This window comes from Actinomycetes bacterium, from assembly GCA_036000965.1.
GTDB lineage: Bacteria > Actinomycetota > CALGFH01 > CALGFH01 > CALGFH01 > DASYUT01.
Genome location: DASYUT010000124.1, coordinates 72,993 through 93,458, shown reverse-complemented (window position 1 = coordinate 93,458; position 20,466 = coordinate 72,993). Strand labels below are relative to the sequence as shown.

The window sequence follows — 20,466 nt, the reverse complement described above, 5'->3', positions numbered from 1 at the left end:
CGAGCTCCAGCTCGGACAACTCGTTCATCGTGGCGGGCGCGCTGGATATGGGGTACGGCCCCATGCAACAGCGCCCCCAGGGGACCCGAAGATGCGGGAAGTACCCAGTCATCGCTGGGCGCTTTTCGGCGCCGAAGATGAGCACAAGACCGGCTGGTGAGGGCGCCCGGCGATGATCATCCTGTGGAGCAGGGATGGCCGAGCGAAAGGACCGGGCATGACTGATGCGGAGCATGCAGCCACAACACGATGGTGCCCGCGTTGCCTGCGCCTCACCGGTGAGTCCGCCCGCTGTCCCTGGTGTGGGCTGCAGCAGCTCGGCGCCGACGCCGCACGTCTGCGCGTGGTGGTGCACCGCCTCGACGGGATCGGTGAGCAGCAGCGGGCGCTGGCGGCGGAGGCCGCCTCCCTGCGGCTCGAGCAGAGCCGTCTGCTCCAGGTGCTGGCTTCCGAGACCGCCCGGGCCGCACCCGGCCCTCCGCGCGAGTGGCGTCCGGAGCTGGTGCGCGGTGTCCTGCTGTGGCTCGGGTCGGTCCTGGTGGCGCTGGCGGCGCTCATCTTCGCCGTGGTGGCGTGGATCCGCCTTGGCGACGCGGGCCGCGCCGGGCTGCTCGCCGGCGTCACCCTTGTGGCGGCGGTGGGCGCCACAGCCACCCGTCGTCGCCTGCCCGCCACTGCCGAGGCGCTCGGCGGGCTGGCTCTGGCGCTCTGGCTGGTCGACTGGTACGCGGTCCGGCGCGCCGGGGTGGCGGCCGCCTGGTCGGTGCCGGCGTGGTGGGCGCTTGGCACCGGGATCGGCGCGGCGGTCGCGGCGGCTGCGGCGCGGTGGCTGCGGGTGCAGCGCCTCGCCGCGGCGGTGCTCGCCCAGGCGTGCGCGGTGCTGGTCGTCGCGACGGTCGCCGACGCCCCTTGGACGGTCGGCGTCGGGCTGGCGCTGGTGGCCGCCGCGTCCGCCGCGGGGGGTGCCACGCTGGCTGAGAACAGGGCGTGGCGCTTGGCCGCGGTTGCGCTCGGCGTCGGCGCCGTCGTGCTCGAGTTCGCCGCCCTCGGCGCCGTCTTGCAGTCCCCGCCCATTGGGGACGCCGCAAGCGCGGCCGGGCCCGCGGCGGCCCTTGCCACAATGGCGCTGGCGCCTGCCGCGGCCCGCGCCATGCTCATCGGGCGGGTGGGCCGTGCCGCGCTGGACGGGCTGGTGGCGGTCGCGGCAGGGGCGCTGCTCGCCAGCGGCGGCATCCTTCTTGCGGCGGAGTGGAGGTCGTGGGCGCTGCTGGCGGCGGTGGCCGTGCTCGGGGCTGCCGCCGTCGGCCTGGGTCGCATGCTGCCGCGGGCGCTTGAGCGTGGTAACACGCTGGCGGCTGGCGCCACCCTCGCCGTGGGCGTGGTGGGCCTGCTCGGACCGCTGCTTGAGGCGCTGGTCGCCCCGCTGGCGTGGGCCACTGACCCGTGGACGGCGCGGCTCACCTCGGACGCCTCCGACGCGGTCGAACGCCTCTGGTCCGCCGAGGGCGGTCTCGGCGGGGGCTACCCGGCCGTCATCACACTGCTGGCTTGCGCCGGCGCAGCTGGCCTCGCAGCCGCGCCGGCACGCGGGTCGCGGGTCATCGCGCCCCGACTGGCCGGCATGGTCGTGTCGGCCGCGGCCGTGGGCATCGTGGCCGTGCTCCCGCTGGCGGCCGGATGGCCGCTGTGGACGGCACTGCTCCTCACGGCATCCGCCTCGCTCGCGGGAGGAGCTGGGGCGGTGCTGGTTGACCGGGGTGAGGGGAGCCCGGCGGCCCACACCCTTGCAGGCTGCGCAGCCGTGCTGGTGGTTCTGGCCACCTCGTGGGCGCTCGCCACCGAGGCCGGCACGCTCGGGTTTCTTGGTGTGCTCGCTCCCGCGGCGGCGATCGCTGCCGGGGCGTCCCGAACCCCGTGGCTGCGCCGCGGCTACGCCGCTGTCGCAGCCGGCGCCGTGCTCGGCGAGAGCGCGGCCACGGTCGTGAGCGCGGGCGGGGGAGCACCCGAGGCGGGCTTGGCGGTAGCCGTCGCGGCGGGCGCCGTGCTCGTGGCCGGAGCACTCTGGCGGCAGGGCACGGGGGAAGGTCCGGTCGCCGAATCGCTCGGCCTTGCCGGCCTCGTCCTGGGCGTCCTGCTCACGGCTGGGAAGGAGCGCTGGCTGGCCAGTGCGCTGACCGCGGCCGTCCCGATGCTGCTTGTCGCCGCGGTGCGGCCTGCCCGCCGCGGCTACCTGTGGTGCGGCGCGGCGGCGGCGGTGGCCGCGACCTGGGCATGGTTGTCCGTCGCCGACGTGACCCTCCTGGAGGCGTACACGCTGCCGGCGGCCGCCGTCGCCCTCGTCGCGGGTGTGGTGGCGCGCCGAGGTCGGACGCAGCTCAGTTCGTGGCTTGCCTTTGGGCCTGGGCTCGCGGTGGCGCTCCTGCCCAGTCTCGACCTGGTGATCGACCGGGGCGGCGTGGCCCGCCCGCTGCTGCTCACCGGTGGCGCGCTGCTGGTCGTGCTGGTCGGCGCCCGCGCCAGGCTCCAGGCGCCGCTGGTGCTCGGCGCGGTCACGCTCGTCGGGCTGGGTGTGGACACCGTTGCGCCGGTCGCCGCCCAGCTCCCACGCTGGGTCACGATCGGCGCCGCCGGCCTGCTGCTGCTGTGGCTCGGGGCGACCACAGAGCGTCGGCTCACCCAGCTCCGCGAACTCCGCAGGCGGCTCCAGGACCTGGAGCAGGACGGCACCTTCGACGCCCCCCATTAGCACGCTGGTGGCGCTGTCGCAGTGGTGGCCACGGGAGGAGCCGGCGAGATGACGAAACGAACGGGGTGCGCGGAGCTGGCGGCGGGGCCGCAGCCCTTCGTCGCGACCAGGACTCGGTCAGGCCGGCACCCAGGGTTCACCCAGGGTAGCCTCGGTGACAGGCGACAAGCATTCGAAACGTAAGGAGCCGATAGTGGCAGCATCGTCGGTCACCACGACGGAGCCGGAGGGACAAAGCGCGTTCATGCGCCTGCTCGGTGCGCACTTTGACGAGGAGCGCGGAGATTACGTGACTGGCTGGTTCGAGGTCGGGGCCGACCATCACCAGCCATGGGGCTTGGTGCACGGCGGTGTGTACACCGCGATCATCGAGACCTTTGCCACCACCGGGGCCTACCAGGCGATCAAGGATCGCGGGCAGCTCGCTGTCGGCGTCACCAATGTGACCGACTTCCTGCGTCCCGCACGTGAGGGACGCCTCAACGTTGTTGCCGAACCGATCCAGCAAGGCCGCACCCAGCAGCTCTGGCAGGTCGTCATCACCCGCGCGCAGGACGGCAAGGCTGTGGCTCGCGGTCAGGTGCGTCTGCAGAACGTTGACGCACCTGGCCAGGCCTGAGAGTCCTACGAATCACTTGCAAAGCAGTGCGTGGCACTCCGGAACGACGTACCAGAGATCAACGGGGTCTCTTTGGTTTCGTATTCTTGGGCCAGTGGACGATCATCGGGTCGGCCATGCCGCTCTGGCGCACCTCACGCTCCATTTCTTCAGCGGGTGTTGCCGGCCCACGTCCAGCCGATCTTGGTTCATGAGGATGCCGGGCTACATCTCTTGCGGAGCTTCGATGCCCAGCAGGTCAAGACCCTTTTCGAGAATTCTGGAGGTCAGGGCGCACAGCCCCAGGCGGGAGCGGGTGACAGATTCCTGCTCGGCGCCGAGCACCGGACAGCGCTCGTAGAACCCGGTGAAGTCGGTAGCCAGCTCGTGGAGATAGGTGCACAGCCGGTGCGGCTCGAGGGTGTCGGCCGTATTCCACACGGCATTGTCGAAGCCGAGCAGCCTGAGGGCGAGCGCCCGCTCGGCCGGGTGACCAGGCACGAGCTGGGTGCTTGCGATCTCGCCTGGGTCGCTGCCAGCCCGGCGGAAGATCGAGTGAATCCTGGCGTTGGCATACTGGAGATAGGGAGCCGTGTTGCCGTCGAGGGAGAGCATGCGCTCCCAGTCGAAGACGTAGTCACGTTCGCGGTGGTAGGACAGGTCGGCGTACTTGATGGCCCCGATGCCGGCTGCCCGTGCCACAGCGGCCTGGGTCTCGGAGCTCAGCTCCGCGCGTGCAGCGAGGAACTCGGCGGCCCGCTCGACCGCCTCGTCCAGCAGGGCGGCAAGCTTGACCGGCCGACCGCTCCGGGTTCGCAGCATCTTCCCGTCAGTACCAAGAACTGAACCGCAAGCGACATGTTCGGCGCGGCCGCGCTCGGAGTCCAGCCACCCGGCCTGGCGTGCGACCGCGAACACCATAGCGAAGTGCAGAGCCTGGGGCGCGCCGACGACATAGACGAGCCTGCCCGCGCCCAGCTCACGGACTCGGAAGCGCACGGCGGCGAGGTCAGTTGCGCTGTAGCCATACCCGCCGTCGCGCTTCTGGATGATGAGGGGCAGCGGCCTGCCGTCACGGCTCGAGAAGCCAGGAGGAAACGCGCACAACGCCCCCTCGCTGACGGTGGCCAGCCCGGCTGCTTGGAGCTCGGCGGCGACCTCCGGCAGCGCGGGGTTGTAGAAGCTCTCCGGGTCGCTGTCGGCTCGCGTGAGCAGCACTCCAAGCCGCTCGTACACCGTGGTGAAGTACCGCTCGGAGCCCTTCACAAGGACCAGCCAGAGCCGGAGCGTCGCTGGCTCACCCCGCTGCAGCGCCACGACACGGCGCCTGGCACGGTCGGCAAAGGCCTCGTCGGCTTTGAACTTGGCGCTCGCCTGCTGGTAGAAGGCAGTGAGCTCGCCGGTGGACAGCTCGGCGGCCGCCTGCCCCTCGCCGACGTCGACGAGATGCTCGATGAGCATGCCAAACGGCGTCCCCCAGTCACCGATGTGGTTCTGGCGAATGACCCGGTGGCCGAGGAAGCCGAGCACGCGCGTGAGGGCATCGCCGATGATCGTGGTGCGAAGGTGGCCAACATGCATTTCCTTGGCCACATTGGGAGCGGAGTAGTCCACGACAATTGTCTCCGGCCTCGTGGCCGGCGAGACTCCGAGGCGAACGTCGGCGAGCAGCTCGCTCGCCCTGCTGGCGATCCAGTCATCTCGCAGCGTCAGGTTCACGAAGCCCGGGCCACTCACCTGCGCGGTCTCACAGATGTCGCCGACATCCACGTGGGCCACGATCTGGGCGGCCACGTCCCTCGGAGCCCGTCCAAGCGTCTTCCCGAGCCCCATCGCAACGTTCGCCTGGTAGTCGCCGAAGTCCGATTGGCGGACGACCGGGTCGACGCCGGCCCATTCGTCTCCGAACGCGTCCACGATCGCGGCGGCAAGGCGAGCTCCAAGCTCGACCTGCGGATCAGCCATCGCGCAGGCCCGCGGTGGCGGCGCCGACGAGCGCGGCGTGGCCGGTCACGACATGGACCGGCATGGCCGCCACCACCTGGGTCAGCCGTCCCTTGGCGTGCAGGCGGGGCAGGAACGGGCCGTTGCGGAGCAGCGGCAGGATGGCCGGGGGGATGCCGCCGGCGAGGTAGATCCCGCCCCGGGCCAGCACGGTGAGGGCCAGGTTGCCCGCCTCCGCCCCAAGGATGCCGGCGAACATCCGCAGGGTCTCGGCGCACAGCGCCGACCCCGACCCCGGGTCCATGCCAGCCTCCACGATGGCGCGGGTGCGGTCCGGGGCGGTCGCGAGCCTGCCGGCCACAGGTTCGGCCTCCCGCGCGAACCCGGTGCCGGCGAGGAAGTCGTAGAGGTTGGGGATGCCAAGGCCCGAGCAGACCAGCTCCCAGCTGACGTGGCCATACCGCCGGCGCAGGTGGCGGAGGAGGTCGGCCTCGCGCTCGTCGGCGGGCGCGAAGTCGCAGTGGCCACCCTCGGACGGGTGGGGGACGTAGCGGTCGGCCTCCCAGGTCAGGAACGCCTCGCCGAGCCCGGTACCCGGGGCGACGACCGCGATCGCGCCGCCCGGGCTGGGCTTGCGCCGATGCAGCGTGCGCAGGTCGCGGGGGGGCAGCTCGGTGATGCCCAGCGCGATCGCCTGGAGGTCGTTGAGCAGCCTGACCCGGCGCAGCTCGAGCACCCCCGCCAGGGCGGGCTCCGACAGGGGCGTCCAGGGAAGGTTGGTCAGCTCCGCGCGGCCGGCCGTGACCGGACCGGCCACGTCGAAGCAGGCCCGGTCGACCCGTACGTGGACGGTGGCGAGGAACTCCCGGACGATCGCGTCCAGTGATGGGTACTTGGCGGACGGATAGGTCTTGATGGCCAGCGGCCGTTGCGGCCCACGGTCCTCGGCATAGATCCCAAGGACCGTCTTGGTGCCACCCACGTCGCCGGCGAGCAGCATGCTGTCACCCGCGGGCTGTGGCGCCCGCCCTGCCGTCATGCGCCACCGGTGACGGTGGTGTGGCTGGTTGGCCGGTTCGTCATGGCCTGTTGCCTCTGCTTCGACGTCCTCGAGCAGCTCCACGCAGCATGCACTTTATTTGGTTCTGCACGTGCTGGTGGTCCGCCTCCATGATCATGTGCCGTTCCACAGGGCCTGAGCAGGGGGCACGGTGGCCTGGGGGCGTCGAAACACCTCGGAGACGGACCACGGAGACGGACCTCGGAGACGGACCTCGGAGACGGACCACGGAGACGGACCACGGAGACGGACCACGGACACGGACCACGGACACGGACCACCAGGTATTGAAGGGGCGTGAGCACGCAAAGGCTGGACTTCCTCCAGCGGTTACCGGGAAACTCGGGCTACGTCCTTGCTCAGGGGGTCGTTTCCAGGCCTACCAGGCGGTACCGGGGCGGGTGGGACCAGGTAGAGGCACTGCAGGAGAGGAGCTGGCCCTCCGGGTCGGGGCGGACCTCGACGGTGGCGGTGAGCCGCCGGCCGGACCGGTCGGTGAACGGGACCACCGCGTTGCCCGCGTCGAGCCCGACGCGCCGCTCCCAGACCAGGTCGTCCAGCCCGAGCAGACCCTCCCGCTCGCGCACGAAGAAGTCGGCCGCCTGGACCACGAACGGGTGGCAGGAGCGGCCGCGGTAGTGCTCCAGGTCGATGCGCCCCTCGGCGTAGGCGGCGGCGACCCCCGGCCCTCGCTCGGGCTCCACCTGCCCGTAGTACAGCCCATGGTGCAGGCAGATTAGGCTGCCGGCGAAGCGGTCGCCGCCGAAGTGGGAGGACTCCCAGAGGCCGTCGCCGACCGCTGGCGCGAGCGCGGCGGCCAGCCGGCGGCCCCGCTCGGCGCAGCACAGGTCGTGGCGCCCGTTGGTGCACACCAGGTACACGGGCCGGCTGACCGGGTCGCCGCCGACCGGCCCGTCACGTACCAGCGGGGCCCAGTCGAGGTCGAGCAGGTCGGCGGCGGTGCGGAAGACGAACCGCTCGACCCGGCTGGTGTCCACCGTGGTGCAGGCGACCAGGCAGGTCCGCTCGGCCGGGTCCGACCGTCCGTGCCTGCGGATGAGCAGGACCCGGGCGCCGAGGGCCTGCGCGAGCGCCTTCAGGGCCGGCCCCGCCCCGCCGAGCAGGCGGCTGTCGCGCACGGCGTCCCGGCCCCACGGACCGGGCTCCTCCACCAGGATCCAGCGCCGGACGGTCGAGGCGGTCCCGTAGCGCGGCTCGTTCTTGGCCCGTGACACCTCGGAGCAGCGGAACCGCTCAGCCACCGGCGACCGTCAGCAACCCCTCGCGGACGAGCCGGCGGACCAGCACCAGCCTGCCTTGCAGGTCGAGGTAGGGTGCCAGCTCGCCCACGCGGAAGCTGTCCCGGCTGGCCACGACCCGCATGGCCGGCTCCAGCGTCGACGGCATGCGCAGCTCGCGGTCGCCGAGCAGCACGGTGAGCCGGCCGTTGCCCGCCATCAGCTCGCACGCCGACCCGGCGCGGCGCGCGAGCCGGGCACCGTCGTCGATCCGGTCGAGCTCGAGGAGCTGCTGCAGGTGCCCGGTGAGCACCGGCGCCCGGCCCGACCAGAACCGGCGCGACTCCGCGCGGGCAGCAGCGCCCGCGTCGGCGCGGGCGACCGCCTCGGCCAGCGCGGGCAGCCGGGCAGCGGCCAGGCCTGCCAGGGCCGCGGGGTCGTGCGCGAACCCGGCCGGGAGTGGCTCGTCCAGGTCCGGGTCGTCGAGCGCCTGGTCGAGCAGCCGCCGGGCCACGTCCCGCCAGACCACGGTACGGATCCCGATGGTCAGGTGCACCGAGGCCACGTCCACGGTGCGGGCGGCGTGGGACGTGCCCTTGGGCAGGTAGAGCGCGTCCCCCGGGACCAGCTCGACGTCCAGCGCCGGGGCGGCGCCGGCCGCCGCACGCGGCCCTGCCTCATGGGTCACGCCTGCCTCATGGGTCACGCCTGCCTCGTAGGTCACGCCTGCCTCGTAGGTCACCCACTGCTTGCGGCCGAAGGTCTGCAGCGCGAAGACGTCGTGGGGGTCGTGGTGCACCTTCAGCCCGGTGGCGACGGGCGGGGTGATGTAGGCGTTGGCCTGCACCGGGTGGGTGAGCGCGAGCTCCAGGTCGCGGCAGAAGCGGGTCACCGGCTCCCAGTAGCGGTGCAGGCCTTGCAGGACGATGGTGGCGCCGTCGTCGAAGTGCCGGTAGACCCGGCCCACGTCAATCAGGTCGTCGATCGACCGTGAGCCGACCCGGGCGGTCTTGGTGTAGGAGGCCCGCTCGAGGGTCTGCCCCTGCTTGACCAGCCGGAAGGCCGGCGCCCGGAGCGCCATGGTGGCGACGATGTGGTCGACGTGCTCGAGCGAGAGCAGGTCGGAGAAGTCCTCGCCGCGGTGGTGGTGAACGCGCCGGGCCCAGCGCTCACCAACGAAGCGGTCGACGTCCCCGACGCAGCGCCGCAGCGCCGCGGGGCTGTTCGGCACGGGGCGCCGTGGGGTGGGGGACCGGATCGCTACGCGTCCCGGCCGTCGGCGTCGCCAGCGTCGCCAGCGTCGCCGTCGGTACCGTCGGTCGCGTCGCCGTCGGTGCCGTCGGCGGCGTCGCCGTCGGTGCCGTCCGCGTCCTGCGCATCGTCGGCGTCGGTGCCGTCCGCGTCCTGGGGGTCGGCGACCGTGGCCACGGTGCCGGTGCCGCCGGTCCAGACGGTCTCGATGTCCTCGTCGACGACCCGTGTGGTGCTCTCCTCGTCCATAGTGACCTCCATGCTCGACCCGGGGTGGGACCATAGCGCGGCTCACCCGGCCAGGCAATCGGAAGCAGCGACCCTTCGAAGCGTCACCCGCTTCCTGGCGGGCCAGGCGACAGCTCCCCTTCGACCGTGGTCAGCTCCCGCTCGACCGTGGTCAGCTCGATCTGGGGCGGGAATCCGGCCATCACGGCCAGGGCACGCTCGTGGGCGGCGGCGTCGACCCCACGGCAGGCGTCGGCGACCACGCGCACGTACATGCCGGCGTCGGCCGCGGCCATGGCGGTGGCGATCACGCAGCAGTCGGTGGCCACCCCGCACAACACGAGTGTGCCCGACTCCCCCGCCAGGGCGCGCAGCTCCGGGCCCCACTTGGAGAAGGTCGGCTTCTCGACCAGCGGGTGCGGGGCGCCGGCGAACGGCGGCACCAGGTCGAGCAGCGGCGCTGCCGCGGCCTCGCGGGCGAACGGCCACAGCTCGTAGTAGCCGGTCCAGCTTCCCTCGGGGACCTCGGGGACCAGGAAGCGGGTGAACGCGACCCGGTGCTCGAAGACGGCCACGAGCTGGCGCACCGGCTTCACGACCGAGTCGAACCCGGGCGTGTACCAGGGGCTTGACGGCTCGCCGAACACCCGCTGCATGTCGACCACCACGAGCAGCGGGCCAGCCCCGCCGGGCGCGCCCGCCGTGGGGCCTGGCGCCCCCGCCGGCCCGAGCCCCTCCCCGGATGCGCCCGCCGTGGTCATCGGGGGGTGGCGGCGGCGCTGCGGCGGCTGCGGGCCGCGAGCGGGCTGAGCACGGCGTAGAGGATCCCGGCGACCACGAAGCCCACGAACAGGCCGATGCTCGAGCCGCCGAGGGCGCCGTCCCGGCCGCCCACGAAGCGGAGCAGGTAGCCCACCCACGAGAAGACCGGGCTGGTGGAGTTGACCAGGCCGAGCCCGACGAAGGTCGCGACCAGGAAGGCGCCGATGCCGGCCGGGTTGAACGCGCCGTGCCGGCCGTTCGGGTCGTAGAGGTCCCGCTCGTCGTAGCCGACCCGGCGCCGGATCGTCCACACGTCGACCAGGAAGATCGCGGCCCAGGCGGCCAGGGGCACGCCAAGGGTGACCAGGAACCCGATGAACGGGGTGACGAAGTCGTTGGCCCGGAACAGGATGTAGACGCAGCCAATGACCATGAGGATGCCGTCGATGGCCACCGACTTGTAGCGCTCGAGCCGCACGCCGAGGGTGAGCAGGTTGAGCCCGCTGGAGTAGATGTCGAGCAGGGCGCCGCCGACCAGCCCGCCCACCGCGACCAGCAGGTAGGGCACGAGGAACCAGGTCGGCAGGGGCTCGGCCAGGTCGCCGATGGGGTTGGAGGAGCTGGCCAGGTCGGCGTTGTTGGCCGCGAGCAGCACTCCGAACGCGATCAGCAGCACCGGCGCGACGCTGGCGCCGAAGGTGGTCCACCACACCACCGACCGGGAGCTCGACGACCGGGGCAGGTAGCGGCTGTAGTCGGCGGCGGCGTTGACCCAGCCGATGCCGAGGCCGGCCATCACCACCGACATCCCGCCCACGAACCCCGACCACAGGTCGCCCGAGGGCAGGGAGGTCACCTTGCCCCAGTCGATCTCGGGGAGCTGGAGGATCATGAACACCACCGTGAGCGCGGCGAACGCCCAGGTGAACCAGGTCTGGATGCGCACGATCGTGGCGTGGCCGAGCAGGCCGACGGCGATGGTGACGGCCGCGATGATCACGAACGAGATCGCCAGGGTGGCGGTCCCGGTCTCGACCCCGAGCCGGCCGAGCAGGGTGTCGGCGGCCAGGGTGGCCAGGGCGACCAGGATCGTTTCCCAGCCGACCAGCGAGATGTAGCTGATGAGCGTGGGGATGGCGTTGCCGACGACCCCGAACGCCGCCCGGGACAGCACCAGGGTGGGCGCGCCGCCGAGCTTGCCGGCCAGGCTGACGTAGCCGACCAGCAGGAACGACAGGACCGCACCGAGGGTGCCTGCGAGCAGCGCCTGCGGCAGGTTGAGGCCGTAGAAGGTGACCAGGTAGGTCCCGTAGGTGACCCCGAGGATGCTGATGTTGGCGGCGCACCAGACCCAGAACAGCTCGACGGGCCGGCCGTGACGCTCGCTGTCGGAGATGGCGTTGATCCCGTTGGTCTCGATACTCCAGACGCGGTCGCTCTGCGGCTGGCTGGTGCCCTGTCCCTCGACCGTCTGCATGACCTGCTCCCCTTCTGCTGGGCCGGACCTGCGCGGCGAGCGGCCCACCCGACGTCGGGACCCGACGAACACGGATGGTATATCATCTGAGGTTGGGCTGGTAAAGGCGGGAGGGTCCGGTGGCACCCGAGCTGGCATGGAACACCTGGGACGCGGACCATCCTGCGTGCTGGATGCACCTGCCGAGCGGGCTGGCCGTGCGCGTCTCGGCCTTCAGCACCCGCACCGGGCGTGCCACCGAGTTCCCGTTCGGCCCCGGGACTCGCCTCGGCCCGCATCTGGCCGGCGGCCAGGGCTACGCCGAGGCCGAGCTGTCCCACGACGGCGCCCGCCTGCGGGTGCGGTTCGCCGGGACCCGGGGCGGCGGCGCGGCCGGGGACGTCGAGGTGCTCGAGACCCGCGAGTGGGGGCTGCGGTTCTGGTTCCTGGTCGAGGTCGGCTTCGGCGCGGACGCACCCGGTGGCGGGCGCGCACCCGCAGGCGGGGTGGTCCGCCTCCGCGAGCCGGAGGGGGCCGCCCGGTACGCGGACCCGCCTGTGGCCGTGGCCGAGTGGCCGGGCGGTGCGCTCGCGTTCGCCCCGTCGACCCGGCCGGTCGCCGCCCACCTCTACGACGACCGGCGCGAGGCAGCCGCCGAGCTGGAGGCGCACGGCTACTACCACCGGCCGCCGGCCCGGCCCGAGGGGCGCTGGGCGGTCTACCGGTTCAACGCGGTCACCCCCAAGGTCGCGTTCGCCGTGGCCCCCGGCCCGGACGCGGGCGCGGCAGCGGCGGAGCTGGGCGCGCGGGCCGAAGGCGCGCCCGGGGTCCTGGCCGAGCGGGCGGCCGTGGCCGGGGAGCGGACCCGCGCGGCGGCCATCCGCGACGTGGTCGCCTGGAACACCGTCTGGGACCCGGTCAACGCCCGGCCCTACACGGCGGCCACCCGGGCCTGGGTCAGCGGGAAGTTCGGCGGCTGGGTCGTGTGGCAGCTCGACGCCTTCTTCAACGTGCTCCTGGCCGCCCGCGCCGGCGACCAGGCCACGGCCCACGCCAACCTCGACGCGGCGCTCGCCCTGGCCACCGACCGGGGCAACCTGGCCGCCCTGCGCAGCGGGCGCACCGACTGGGTGGACCGCTCCCACCCCCCGATCGGGGCCCTGGCCGCCTGGTCGCTGCATGAGGCCACCGGCGACCGCTCGGTGCTCGAGCGCGCCTACCCGGTGCTGGCCCGCGCCCACCGCTGGTGGTTCGAGGCCCGGGACGGCAACCGCAACGGCCTGCTCGAGTACGGCTCCTCCCCGGTCGGCGACGGCCACTTCGTGCACACCAAGCTCGCGGCCATGGACGAGTCCGCGATGGACAACTCCCCCGTCCACGACGAGGCCGGCTTCGACCCGGGCAGCCACACCCTGGACACCGAGGACGTCGGGCTGAACAGCCTGCTGGTGCTCGACGGGGAGCTGCTGGCCCGGATCGCCGCCCTGCTCGGCCGGCCCGGGGAGTCGGCGGCGCTCGCCGCCGGCGCCGCCGACCTCGCCGCCAGGGTCCGGGCCACCCTGTGGGACGCCGGGCGGGGCATCTACGCCAACCGGCGCTGGGACGGCCGCTTCGCCCGCAGCCTCGCCCCGACCAGCTTCTACCCGCTGCTGGCCGGCATCGCCACCCCCGAGCAGGCGGCCGCGATGGTGCGCGGGCACCTGCTCGACCCGGGCCGGTTCGGCGGCCCCTGGCCGGTCGCCGGCACCTCCCACGACGACCCGGCCTCGCTGGACAACGTGTACTGGCGTGGCCGGGTCTGGCCCTGCTTCAACTTCCTCGTCTACCGCGGGCTGCGCCGCTACCGGTTCGACGAGGCCGCCGCCGGGCTGGCCGCGCGCAGCGTGGCACTGTTCGAGCGGGGCTGGGCCGAGCGGCGCTCGTTCGAGAACTTCAACCAGCGCACCGGGGAGGGCGGCGACTCGGTGGACGCCGACCCCTTCTACAGCTGGGGGGCGCTGCTGCCCCTGCTCGGCGAGCTGGACCTGCTCGACCAGGACCCGTGGGACGGGCTGGTGGCCGGCAGCGCCGGGGCCGGGCCGGGACGGGCCGAGCTGCCCGCCCCTGCCGGCACCTGGCGGGTCGAGCTGGCCGAGGACGCCACCTGCCTGCGGCTGGACGGGGAGGTGGTGCTGGAGGCGGGCTTCCGGGGCCGGCTCCGGCACCTCCGGCTGGCCGGCGGCGACGCCCGCCTGACCGTCCCGCCCCTGCCCCGCCCGGGGGTCCTCCGGGTCCGGGTACGGGGCGAGCTGGCCGAGGCGACGCTCCCGCCCAGCCCGGTCGAGCGGCAGCTGCGGCTGGGTCGCGACGCCGGCTCGACCCGGCTCGAGGTCGTCGACGAGGCCCGGCTCGAGGTCGTCGAGGAGGCGCGCTGACATGCCGGACGGGGAGGCGGTCACGCCCGGTGGTGAGACAGTCACGCCCGGTGGAGAGACGGTCACGCCCGGCGGGGAGACGGTCACGCGGCCCGGGGAGCTCGGCCGGTGCGGCAGCAAGGCCGACGAGGTCGCGGCCGCCCTCCGGGAGCTGATCGTCCGGGGCGACATCGCCCCGGGCGCGCCGCTGCGCCAGCGCCACCTGGCCGAGCGGTTCGGCGTCAGCCCGACCCCGGTCCGGGAGGCGCTGCGCCGGCTCGAGTCCGAGGGGCTGGTCCACAACGACGTCAACCGCGGCTCGACCGTTGCCAAGCTCGACCCGAAGACCGTGGAGGAGAGCTACCAGATCCGCGCGGAGCTGGAGGGGCTCGCGGTCCGGCTGGCCGCCAGCAAGCTGACCGCCACCGACCTGCGCGACGCCCGGGCGATCCACCTCGAGCTGGGCGCGAGCCGCGACCTCGACCCGAGAAGGCACGGGCTCAACCGCCGGTTCCACTTCCGCATCTACGAGTGCGCCGGCTCGCCCCTGCTGATGTCGATGCTGAGGCTGCTCTGGCGCTCGTTCCCGGGCGGCCCGCGGGTGTCCCGCCCCCACCAGGAGTCGACGGCGCAGCACGCCGCGATCCTCGACGCCCTGGAGGCGGGCGACGCCGACCTGGCCGCTGCCCGAACCCGCGACCACATCCTGCGCGCCCTCCCCTACGTCGTCAGGTAGGCCGCCCGGTCGCGGGGCGCCTCGGCCCGCTTGGACGGCGCCGACCTCGGGTCTGGGTGAACCCGGGGCCGGCCGGATTCGTCACGGGTCACCGCGATCGGCGGGACCACACGCGCAGTCTGCCATCCGTCGGCCGCGACTCCAGGCCCCGTCTCGCCGGGGCGTCACCCGGGCCGGTCCGGGCACTCCTCGACCAGGGCGGCGAGCAGGGCCGCCCGCTCGGCCATGGCAGGGACGACCACGTACTCGCCCTCGGCGTGGATGTGGTCGCCGACCGCGCCCAGGCCGTCGAGCACGGGCGCGCCGGCGGCCGCGGCCCGGTTGCCGTCCGACCCCCCGCCCACGGTCACCCCGTCGAGCGTGCCCAGGCCGAGCGCCTCCCCGAGCCGGCGCGCCACCGGGTAGAGCTGGCGCGACGCGGCCGGGGGGAGGGGCGGGCTGCTCGGCCCGGGCACCAGCTCGAGCCGGGCGCCGGGCAGCTCGGGCCGGAGCGCGCCGAGGTCGCGGGCGACCCGCTCGTGCTCGCCGGGGTCAAGGAAGCGGACGTCGAGGTGGACCTCGGCCTCGGCCGGGACCGTGTTGGTGGTGGTGCCGGCCGTGGCCACGGTGGGGGTGACGGTCGTGCCCAGTCCGGGCCGGGCCAGCCGCTCCACGGCGGGCACCTGGCGGGCCAGCTCCACCAGCGCGTTCACGCCCAGCTCGGGCTCGTTGCCGGCGTGGGCGGCGCGGCCGTGGACGCGCAGCCGGTACACCGCGAAGCCCTTGCGCGCGGTCTTCAGCGCGCCGGTGCCGCCCTGGCTGGGCTCGAGCACCAGCACCGCCCTGGCCTCCTGGCTGGCCGCCTCGATGAGCTCCGAGGAGGTCGGCGACCCGACCTCCTCGTCGGAGTTGACCAGCAGCTCCACGCGGTCGAGCCGGTCCAGCGCAGCCAGGGCGTGCAGGGCCTGCACGATGCCGGCCTTGGTGTCGAAGGCGCCCGGGCCGGTGAGCCGGTCGCCGTCCCGCTCGACCGGCCAGCGGTCGATGGTGCCGAGCGGCCAGACGGTGTCGAGGTGGGCGAGCAGCAGCACCCGCGGCGCGTCCCCGAAGCCCCAGCGGAGGTGGGGCCGGCCCTGGCGCTCGACGCGCTCGGGCGGGGTGCCGAGCAGCCGGCTGCCCAGCTCGGCCACGGCGCCCGCGCATGACGCGAGCGCGGCCGGGTCGGCCGAGGGCGACTCTGCCTCGACCAGGATGGCCAAGTCGCCGGCCATCTCCTCGACCCGCCCGCGCAACCCCTCCAGGCGCCGCAGGTGGCGGCCGGTGCCGGCACCCGGGGTCTCACCCACAGGGGATCAGCTCCCCGCGGCGGCCGGCGCCGGCTCCCGGCGGCTCAGCCATCGGGCTCAGCTCCTCGAGCCGCTCGGGGAGGGGTCGACCCAGCGTCGCGCGTGGCGCCGGCCGCCCGCCGGGACGGGCTCACCCATCGGGGGTCACCTCCTCGACCGAGACGGTGAACTCCTCGAGCCGCTCGGGGAGGGGGTCGACGCCGAGGCCGGGCCCGGCCGGCACGCGCAGGCGGCCGTCGTCGAGCACGAACGGCGGGGTGAGGTCGGCGTGGTAGTAGCGGTCGGACGCCGACGTGTCGCCCGGGAGGATGAAGTTGGGCAGCGCGGCCAGGGCGACGTTGGCGGCCCGGCCGAGCCCTGTCTCGAGCATCCCGCCGCACCAGACCGGGATGCCGTGGGCGGCGCAGACGTCGTGGACCCGGCGGGCCTCGAGGTAGCCGCCGACCCTGCCCGCCTTGACGTTGACGACCGCGCAGGCCCCGAGCGCGATCGCGTCGGCCGCGGCCCGGGCCGAGGTGATCGACTCGTCCAGGCAGATCGGGGTGCGCAGCGACCGGGCCAGGGTGGCGTGGGCGCGCACCGCGTCCTCGGGCAGCGGCTGCTCGATCAGCAGCAGGTCGAACGGGTCGAGGCGGGCCAGCCGGGGGGTGTCCGCGAGCGTGTAGGCGGTGTTGGCGTCGACCTGCAGGAGCACGTCGGGGCCGAAGCGCTCGCGCACCGCCCGCACCGGCTCGACGTCCCAGCCCGGCTCGATCTTCAGCTTGACGCGGCGGTAGCCCTGGGCGAGGTAGCTGCCCACGGCGTCGAGCAGCTCGCCGACCGACCCCATGATGCCGACGGACACGCCGCAGTCGACCGCCTCGCGGACCGCGCCCAGGTGCGCGCCGAGCGGGATCCCGGCGGCCCGCAGCTCGGCGTCGAGCACGGCCATCTCGAGCGCGGCCTTGGCCATCGGGTGGCCTTTGACCTCGGCCAGCGCCGGCCCGACCAGGTGCGCGCCCACCTCGGGCAGGGCGAACAGGCGGGGCAGCAGGTGCCGCCGCATGACGTGCTGGGCGCCGTCGGCGTACTCGGGCGAGTAGAGCGGCTCGGCCCCGGCCACGCACTCCCCCCACCCGTCGCCGGCGTCGGCGCGGACCCGGACCAGCAGCACGTCCCGCTCGGTCTCGGTCCCGAACGAGGTGCGGAACGGCGACACCAGCGGCATCCGCACCCGGCGCAGCTCCACGCAGCCCAGCTTCACCGCCGCCCCTCCTCGCGTTCGAGCACGCACCAGCCTGAGCGGCTGGCCGCGGTGGCCACCCAGCCGGCGGCCAGGGCCCGGCCCAGGGTCTCCCGCACGGCCAGGCGCCAGGCCCGGGCCAGCTCGGGCTGGGTCGTCCGCAGCGCCACGACGTCCTCGGGCACCTGGCAGAGCAGGACGCGGGCGGCCAGGCCTGGGCTGGCCAGCGGCTCGCCCTCCCCACCCTCGGCCAGCAGCACGGCGGCGCCGCCGGCGAGCAGCGCGTCCCGGTCGGGCTCGGGGACGGCCCCGGCCGCAGCCGCCCGGGCCGCAGCCGCCCCGGTCGTGGCCGCCGCAGCCGCCCCTGCCGCAGCCGTCCGGGCTGTGGCCGCCCCGGCTGCGGCGGCCACGACCCGCGGGGCGGCCAGGTCCCACAGCGCGACGCACCGGTCGGTGGGCTCGCCCGCGTTGATCGCGTCGTCCATGCCGCCGTAGAAGTCGGTGTGGTAGGCGACCGCGGTCGCGCCCAGCTTGGTGAGGTTGAAGTAGGCGTTGCGGCGCACCAGCGGGTCGTAGGTCCACTCGGCCTGCCCGATGCCGCGGGCCAGCGCCCAGGCCCGCTGGTGCAGCTTGAGGGCGAGCCCGACCGAGCGGCCCTGGGCCCGGGGCACCACCCCGGCGACGTGGGAGTGCAGGTGGACGCGGCCGTGGTGGAGGCCGAGGAAGCCGACGACGGCGCCGACCAGCTCCTCGCCGTCGTAGGCGCCGGCCACGTAGTTGCCCGCGTGGGCGAGCGCCCGCACCAGCTCGGCGGGCATGGCCGCCGGCGAGGAGACCCCCCAGATCGCGCCGAACACGGCGCTGACCGCGGCCGTCTCGGCCACGCCGCCGAGCTCGACGACGACGACCCCGGCGGCCCGGGCGGCCGCCTCGGCCGTCCGGCGCGGCTCGACCTGGCCGGTCGGCGCGGGCGCTGGCGTGGTCATGGCCGTCACTATCCCACCTCCGCGCCCATGCCGGCAGCTCGCGGGGTAGGTCTTCGTCGCCAGCGGCGGCCGGGCTCGACGAGACGCCGAGGCGCCCCGGCCCTACGGCCGGGGCGCATGGCGGCGGCGCGGCGGCGCTACTGCGCCCCGGCCTGGATCACGCTGCCGACCAGCTCGAAGTTCTCGCCCTGGAAGCGCTGGACCTGCATGGCCTCGATCGGGTAGCCGTCGCCGGTCCCGCCAGTCTGCACCTTGATGCCCGGCAGCAGCAGCGGGTTCTCCACGTCGAGGTTGCGCACGGCCTCCATCAGCGAGGCGCGGGTCGGCTCCTTCATCTGCCCGAGTGCCCTGACCATGGTGTTGCCGACCGCCCAGCCGTAGGCGTTGTACGGGTCGTTGGCGTCAGCGCCCGGCTCGTACTTGGCCAGGCTGGTCTTGTACTCGGTCATCGCCGCGTCGCCGGCCCACTTCGGGTCCTCGGGGTTCTTGAAGTAGGCAGTGGAGACGATCCCCTGCGCGTTGTCCAGCCCGACCGGCTTGAGCACCTGCGCCTTGGACGCGGCCACGTTGTTGAGGATGTGCAGCGGCTTCCACCTCGTCTGGGCCACGGTGGCGATCGCCTGGGCGCCGAACTTCGGCGTGGTGACGTCGAGGAACACGTCAGCGCCGGAGCCGGCCAGCTTCTTGACCTGCGAGGCGACCGACGGGTCGGTGACCTCGTAGCTCTGCTCGTCCACGACCTGGACACCCGAGCCGGCGATGCCCTCCTTGAACCCCCCGAGCAGGTCCTTGCCGTAGGCGTCGTTCTGGTACAGCACCGCCACCTTGGCGTTCGGCTTGCTCTGCTTCAGGTACTCGGCGTAGACCTTCGCCTCGGTCACGTAGTTGGGCTGCCAGCCGATCGTGTACGGGTGCTTGGCGACGTCCTTGCCCCAGTTGGAGGCGCCGGTGGCCACGAACAGCTGAGGCACCTTCTGCTGGTTGGCGTAGTCCCAGATGGCGAGGTTGTTGGCGGTGCCCAAGGTGTTGAACAGGGCGAACACCTTGTCCTGCTCGACCAGCTTCTTGGCGTTGGTGAGCGCGCGCTGCGGCTCGTAGCCGTCGTCGTAGGTGACGAACTCGATCCTGCGGCCGTTCACCCCGCCCTTGTCGTTGGTGAAGTTGAAGTAGGCGTTGACCCCCTTGGCGATCGTGCCGTACGCCGACGCCGGGCCGCTGAACGGGTAGCTGCTGCCGAGCTTGACGGACTTGGCCGTGATGCCGGGGTCGGTCGCGCCCGCCTGGTCGCCGCCCTCGTCGCGGCCGCAGCCCGCCACGAGCAGGGCCAGCACCACCAGCAGCAGCAGCGGGACGCTCTTTCGCGCCGTCGCCGTCCTCCCTCCCACCATGGGGATCCCTCCTTACAGGGCCTACACGGCCGGCAGGCCACCACCTTGCGAGGACGAGACGGTGCCGGCCTCCATGGCCGTCTCGCCGGTGGGCCGCCCTCCGGGCGGCGGCGTCTCGACCACCTCGACCAGGCGCCGGCGCAGGCGCCCCAGCAGCCCGGCGGCGCCTCCCGGCAGCAGGTACATGACCGCGATCAGGGTCGCGCCGTAGAGCATCCCGGTGAGCGCCTGGTCGACGCTGCCCGCGTACTGGGGCACGAGCTCGATGAACACCGCGCCGAGCAGGGCGCCGGCCACGGTGCCGAGCCCACCGATCACGGCCGCGGCGAGGAAGCTGAACGACAGCAGCGGGGTGAACGACTCCGGCGCGACGAACCCGAGCGCGAAGGTGAACAGCGCCCCGGCCACCCCGGCGTAGGCCGCGCTGCAGGCGAACGCGCGGGTCTTCACCCCGGCCCGGTCCACGCCCATGGTGATGGCGGCACGCTCGTCGTCGCGGATCGACACGAGCGCGCGGCCCAGCCCGCCCCGGGTGAGGTTGGCGGCGAGCAGGAACAGCACCGCGGCGACCCCGAGCACCAGCAGGTAGAGGTACTGGTCGGGGTCGAGCGGCAGCCAGCCGGGCGCCGTGGGCTGGGGCACGGCGAGGCCCTGCACCCCTCCGGTGAGCCCCTCGAAGCGCTTGATCAGCGGTGGGGTCGCGACCGACATCGCCAGCGTGACCAGGGCCAGGTACAGGCCGCGCAGGCGCAGCGCGGGCACGCCGAAGGCGAAGCCGAGCACGAAGGTGACCAGCGCCGCGGCGGGCACGGTGAGCAGGTGGGGCAGGTGCGCCTTGGCGATCAGGACGGCCGCGGTGTACGCGCCGATGGCGAAGAACGCGCCGTGGCCGAGCGAGATCTGCCCGCAGTAGCCGACCAGCAGGTTCAGGCCGAGCGCGGCGACCGCGTAGACCAGCACCAGGGTCAGCTCGCCGTTGACCACCGGGTCGGAGTTGAATGGCAGGCCCACCGCGGCCAGCCCGGCCCCGGCCAGCGCGGCGGCGCGGAGCGCCCGGTGGCGCCGGCTGCCCGCCTCGACCGTCAGCGGGCTCATCGGCGCCCCCTGCTTCGAGGCAGGGCTTGCCGTGCGCC

General features: G+C 73.8%; 16 protein-coding genes. 4 read left to right on the top strand and 12 right to left on the bottom strand.

All coding sequences use genetic code 11. From position 1 onward, the window contains the following. Positions 1–217 precede the first annotated feature (217 nt). Positions 218–2,746, top strand: a complete 2,529-nt coding sequence (locus VG276_10630; GenBank protein HEV8649835.1) for a hypothetical protein — start codon at positions 218–220, stop codon at positions 2,744–2,746. A 244-nt stretch (positions 2,747–2,990) separates the two neighbouring features. Next, the gene (locus tag VG276_10625) at positions 2,991–3,365 is read left to right on the top strand and encodes a PaaI family thioesterase (protein ID HEV8649834.1); all 375 of its coding nucleotides are present in this window, start codon (positions 2,991–2,993) and stop codon (positions 3,363–3,365) included. Between the two features lie 204 nt (positions 3,366–3,569). Here VG276_10625 and argS read toward each other — a convergent pair whose 3' ends face one another. From argS to VG276_10590, 7 genes are all read right to left on the bottom strand, one after another. Further along, positions 3,570–5,309, bottom strand: a complete 1,740-nt coding sequence (argS, locus tag VG276_10620; GenBank protein HEV8649833.1) for an arginine--tRNA ligase — start codon at positions 5,307–5,309, stop codon at positions 3,570–3,572. Continuing rightward, the gene (glk, locus tag VG276_10615; GenBank protein HEV8649832.1) at positions 5,302–6,288 is read right to left on the bottom strand and encodes a glucokinase; all 987 of its coding nucleotides are present in this window, start codon (positions 6,286–6,288) and stop codon (positions 5,302–5,304) included. The genes argS and glk overlap by 8 nt, the downstream gene beginning before the upstream one ends. Positions 6,289–6,707: 419 nt before the next feature. Continuing rightward, positions 6,708–7,610, bottom strand: a complete 903-nt coding sequence (locus tag VG276_10610; protein HEV8649831.1) for a sucrase ferredoxin — start codon at positions 7,608–7,610, stop codon at positions 6,708–6,710. Continuing rightward, positions 7,603–8,817 (bottom strand): cupin domain-containing protein, encoded by a 1,215-nt coding sequence (locus VG276_10605; protein HEV8649830.1) that lies wholly within the window; start codon positions 8,815–8,817, stop codon positions 7,603–7,605. The genes VG276_10610 and VG276_10605 overlap by 8 nt, the downstream gene beginning before the upstream one ends. A gap of 29 nt (positions 8,818–8,846) precedes the next feature. Beyond that, on the bottom strand, positions 8,847–9,086 hold the full coding sequence (locus VG276_10600; protein HEV8649829.1) for a hypothetical protein: 240 nt from the start codon (positions 9,084–9,086) through the stop codon (positions 8,847–8,849). 83 nt (positions 9,087–9,169) lie between these two features. Further along, a complete protein-coding gene (locus tag VG276_10595) occupies positions 9,170–9,826 on the bottom strand; it encodes a cysteine hydrolase (GenBank protein HEV8649828.1) in 657 nt (218 codons plus the stop codon). Further along, the gene (locus VG276_10590) at positions 9,823–11,304 is read right to left on the bottom strand and encodes a cytosine permease (GenBank protein HEV8649827.1); all 1,482 of its coding nucleotides are present in this window, start codon (positions 11,302–11,304) and stop codon (positions 9,823–9,825) included. The genes VG276_10595 and VG276_10590 overlap by 4 nt, the downstream gene beginning before the upstream one ends. A 119-nt stretch (positions 11,305–11,423) precedes the next feature. Here VG276_10590 and VG276_10585 point away from each other — a divergent pair, with 119 nt between their 5' ends. Together VG276_10585 and VG276_10580 are read left to right on the top strand one after the other, a co-directional pair. After that, the gene (locus VG276_10585) at positions 11,424–13,697 is read left to right on the top strand and encodes a trehalase family glycosidase (GenBank protein HEV8649826.1); all 2,274 of its coding nucleotides are present in this window, start codon (positions 11,424–11,426) and stop codon (positions 13,695–13,697) included. A 1-nt stretch (position 13,698) separates the two neighbouring features. Then, on the top strand, positions 13,699–14,412 hold the full coding sequence (locus VG276_10580) for a GntR family transcriptional regulator (GenBank protein HEV8649825.1): 714 nt from the start codon (positions 13,699–13,701) through the stop codon (positions 14,410–14,412). Between the two features lie 164 nt (positions 14,413–14,576). Here the strand turns inward: VG276_10580 and VG276_10575 are convergent, their stop codons facing one another. From VG276_10575 to VG276_10555, 5 genes are all read right to left on the bottom strand, one after another. Continuing rightward, positions 14,577–15,737 carry a M20/M25/M40 family metallo-hydrolase gene (locus tag VG276_10575; protein HEV8649824.1) on the bottom strand — a complete coding sequence of 387 codons (1,161 nt, stop codon included), beginning with the start codon at positions 15,735–15,737 and terminating at the stop codon, positions 14,577–14,579. A gap of 130 nt (positions 15,738–15,867) precedes the next feature. Further along, the gene (gene menC, locus VG276_10570; protein ID HEV8649823.1) at positions 15,868–16,980 is read right to left on the bottom strand and encodes an o-succinylbenzoate synthase; all 1,113 of its coding nucleotides are present in this window, start codon (positions 16,978–16,980) and stop codon (positions 15,868–15,870) included. Beyond that, entirely contained in the window at positions 16,977–17,945 is a 969-nt protein-coding gene (locus tag VG276_10565) for a GNAT family N-acetyltransferase (GenBank protein HEV8649822.1), read from the bottom strand. The genes menC and VG276_10565 overlap by 4 nt, the downstream gene beginning before the upstream one ends. A gap of 137 nt (positions 17,946–18,082) precedes the next feature. Continuing rightward, positions 18,083–19,333 (bottom strand): ABC transporter substrate-binding protein, encoded by a 1,251-nt coding sequence (locus VG276_10560; GenBank protein ID HEV8649821.1) that lies wholly within the window; start codon positions 19,331–19,333, stop codon positions 18,083–18,085. A 21-nt stretch (positions 19,334–19,354) separates the two neighbouring features. Further along, positions 19,355–20,428, bottom strand: coding sequence for a branched-chain amino acid ABC transporter permease (locus VG276_10555; GenBank protein HEV8649820.1), 1,074 nt, complete (start codon positions 20,426–20,428; stop codon positions 19,355–19,357). Positions 20,429–20,466 lie beyond the last annotated feature (38 nt).

Excerpts from the sequence above, each read along its gene's own strand:
- VG276_10630 (HEV8649835.1), top strand. The coding sequence starts at position 218 with ATGACTGATGCGGAGCATGCAGCCACAACACGATGGTGCCCGCGTTGC.
- VG276_10625 (HEV8649834.1), top strand. The coding sequence starts at position 2,991 with ATGCGCCTGCTCGGTGCGCACTTTGACGAGGAGCGCGGAGATTACGTG.
- argS (HEV8649833.1), bottom strand. The coding sequence starts at position 5,309 with ATGGCTGATCCGCAGGTCGAGCTTGGAGCTCGCCTTGCCGCCGCGATC.
- glk (HEV8649832.1), bottom strand. The coding sequence starts at position 6,288 with ATGCTGCTCGCCGGCGACGTGGGTGGCACCAAGACGGTCCTTGGGATC.
- VG276_10600 (HEV8649829.1), bottom strand. The coding sequence starts at position 9,086 with ATGGACGAGGAGAGCACCACACGGGTCGTCGACGAGGACATCGAGACC.
- VG276_10595 (HEV8649828.1), bottom strand. The coding sequence starts at position 9,826 with ATGACCACGGCGGGCGCATCCGGGGAGGGGCTCGGGCCGGCGGGGGCG.
- VG276_10590 (HEV8649827.1), bottom strand. The coding sequence starts at position 11,304 with ATGCAGACGGTCGAGGGACAGGGCACCAGCCAGCCGCAGAGCGACCGC.
- VG276_10580 (HEV8649825.1), top strand. The coding sequence starts at position 13,699 with ATGCCGGACGGGGAGGCGGTCACGCCCGGTGGTGAGACAGTCACGCCC.
- VG276_10565 (HEV8649822.1), bottom strand. The coding sequence starts at position 17,945 with ATGACCACGCCAGCGCCCGCGCCGACCGGCCAGGTCGAGCCGCGCCGG.
- VG276_10560 (HEV8649821.1), bottom strand. The coding sequence starts at position 19,333 with ATGGTGGGAGGGAGGACGGCGACGGCGCGAAAGAGCGTCCCGCTGCTG.
- VG276_10555 (HEV8649820.1), bottom strand. The coding sequence starts at position 20,428 with ATGAGCCCGCTGACGGTCGAGGCGGGCAGCCGGCGCCACCGGGCGCTC.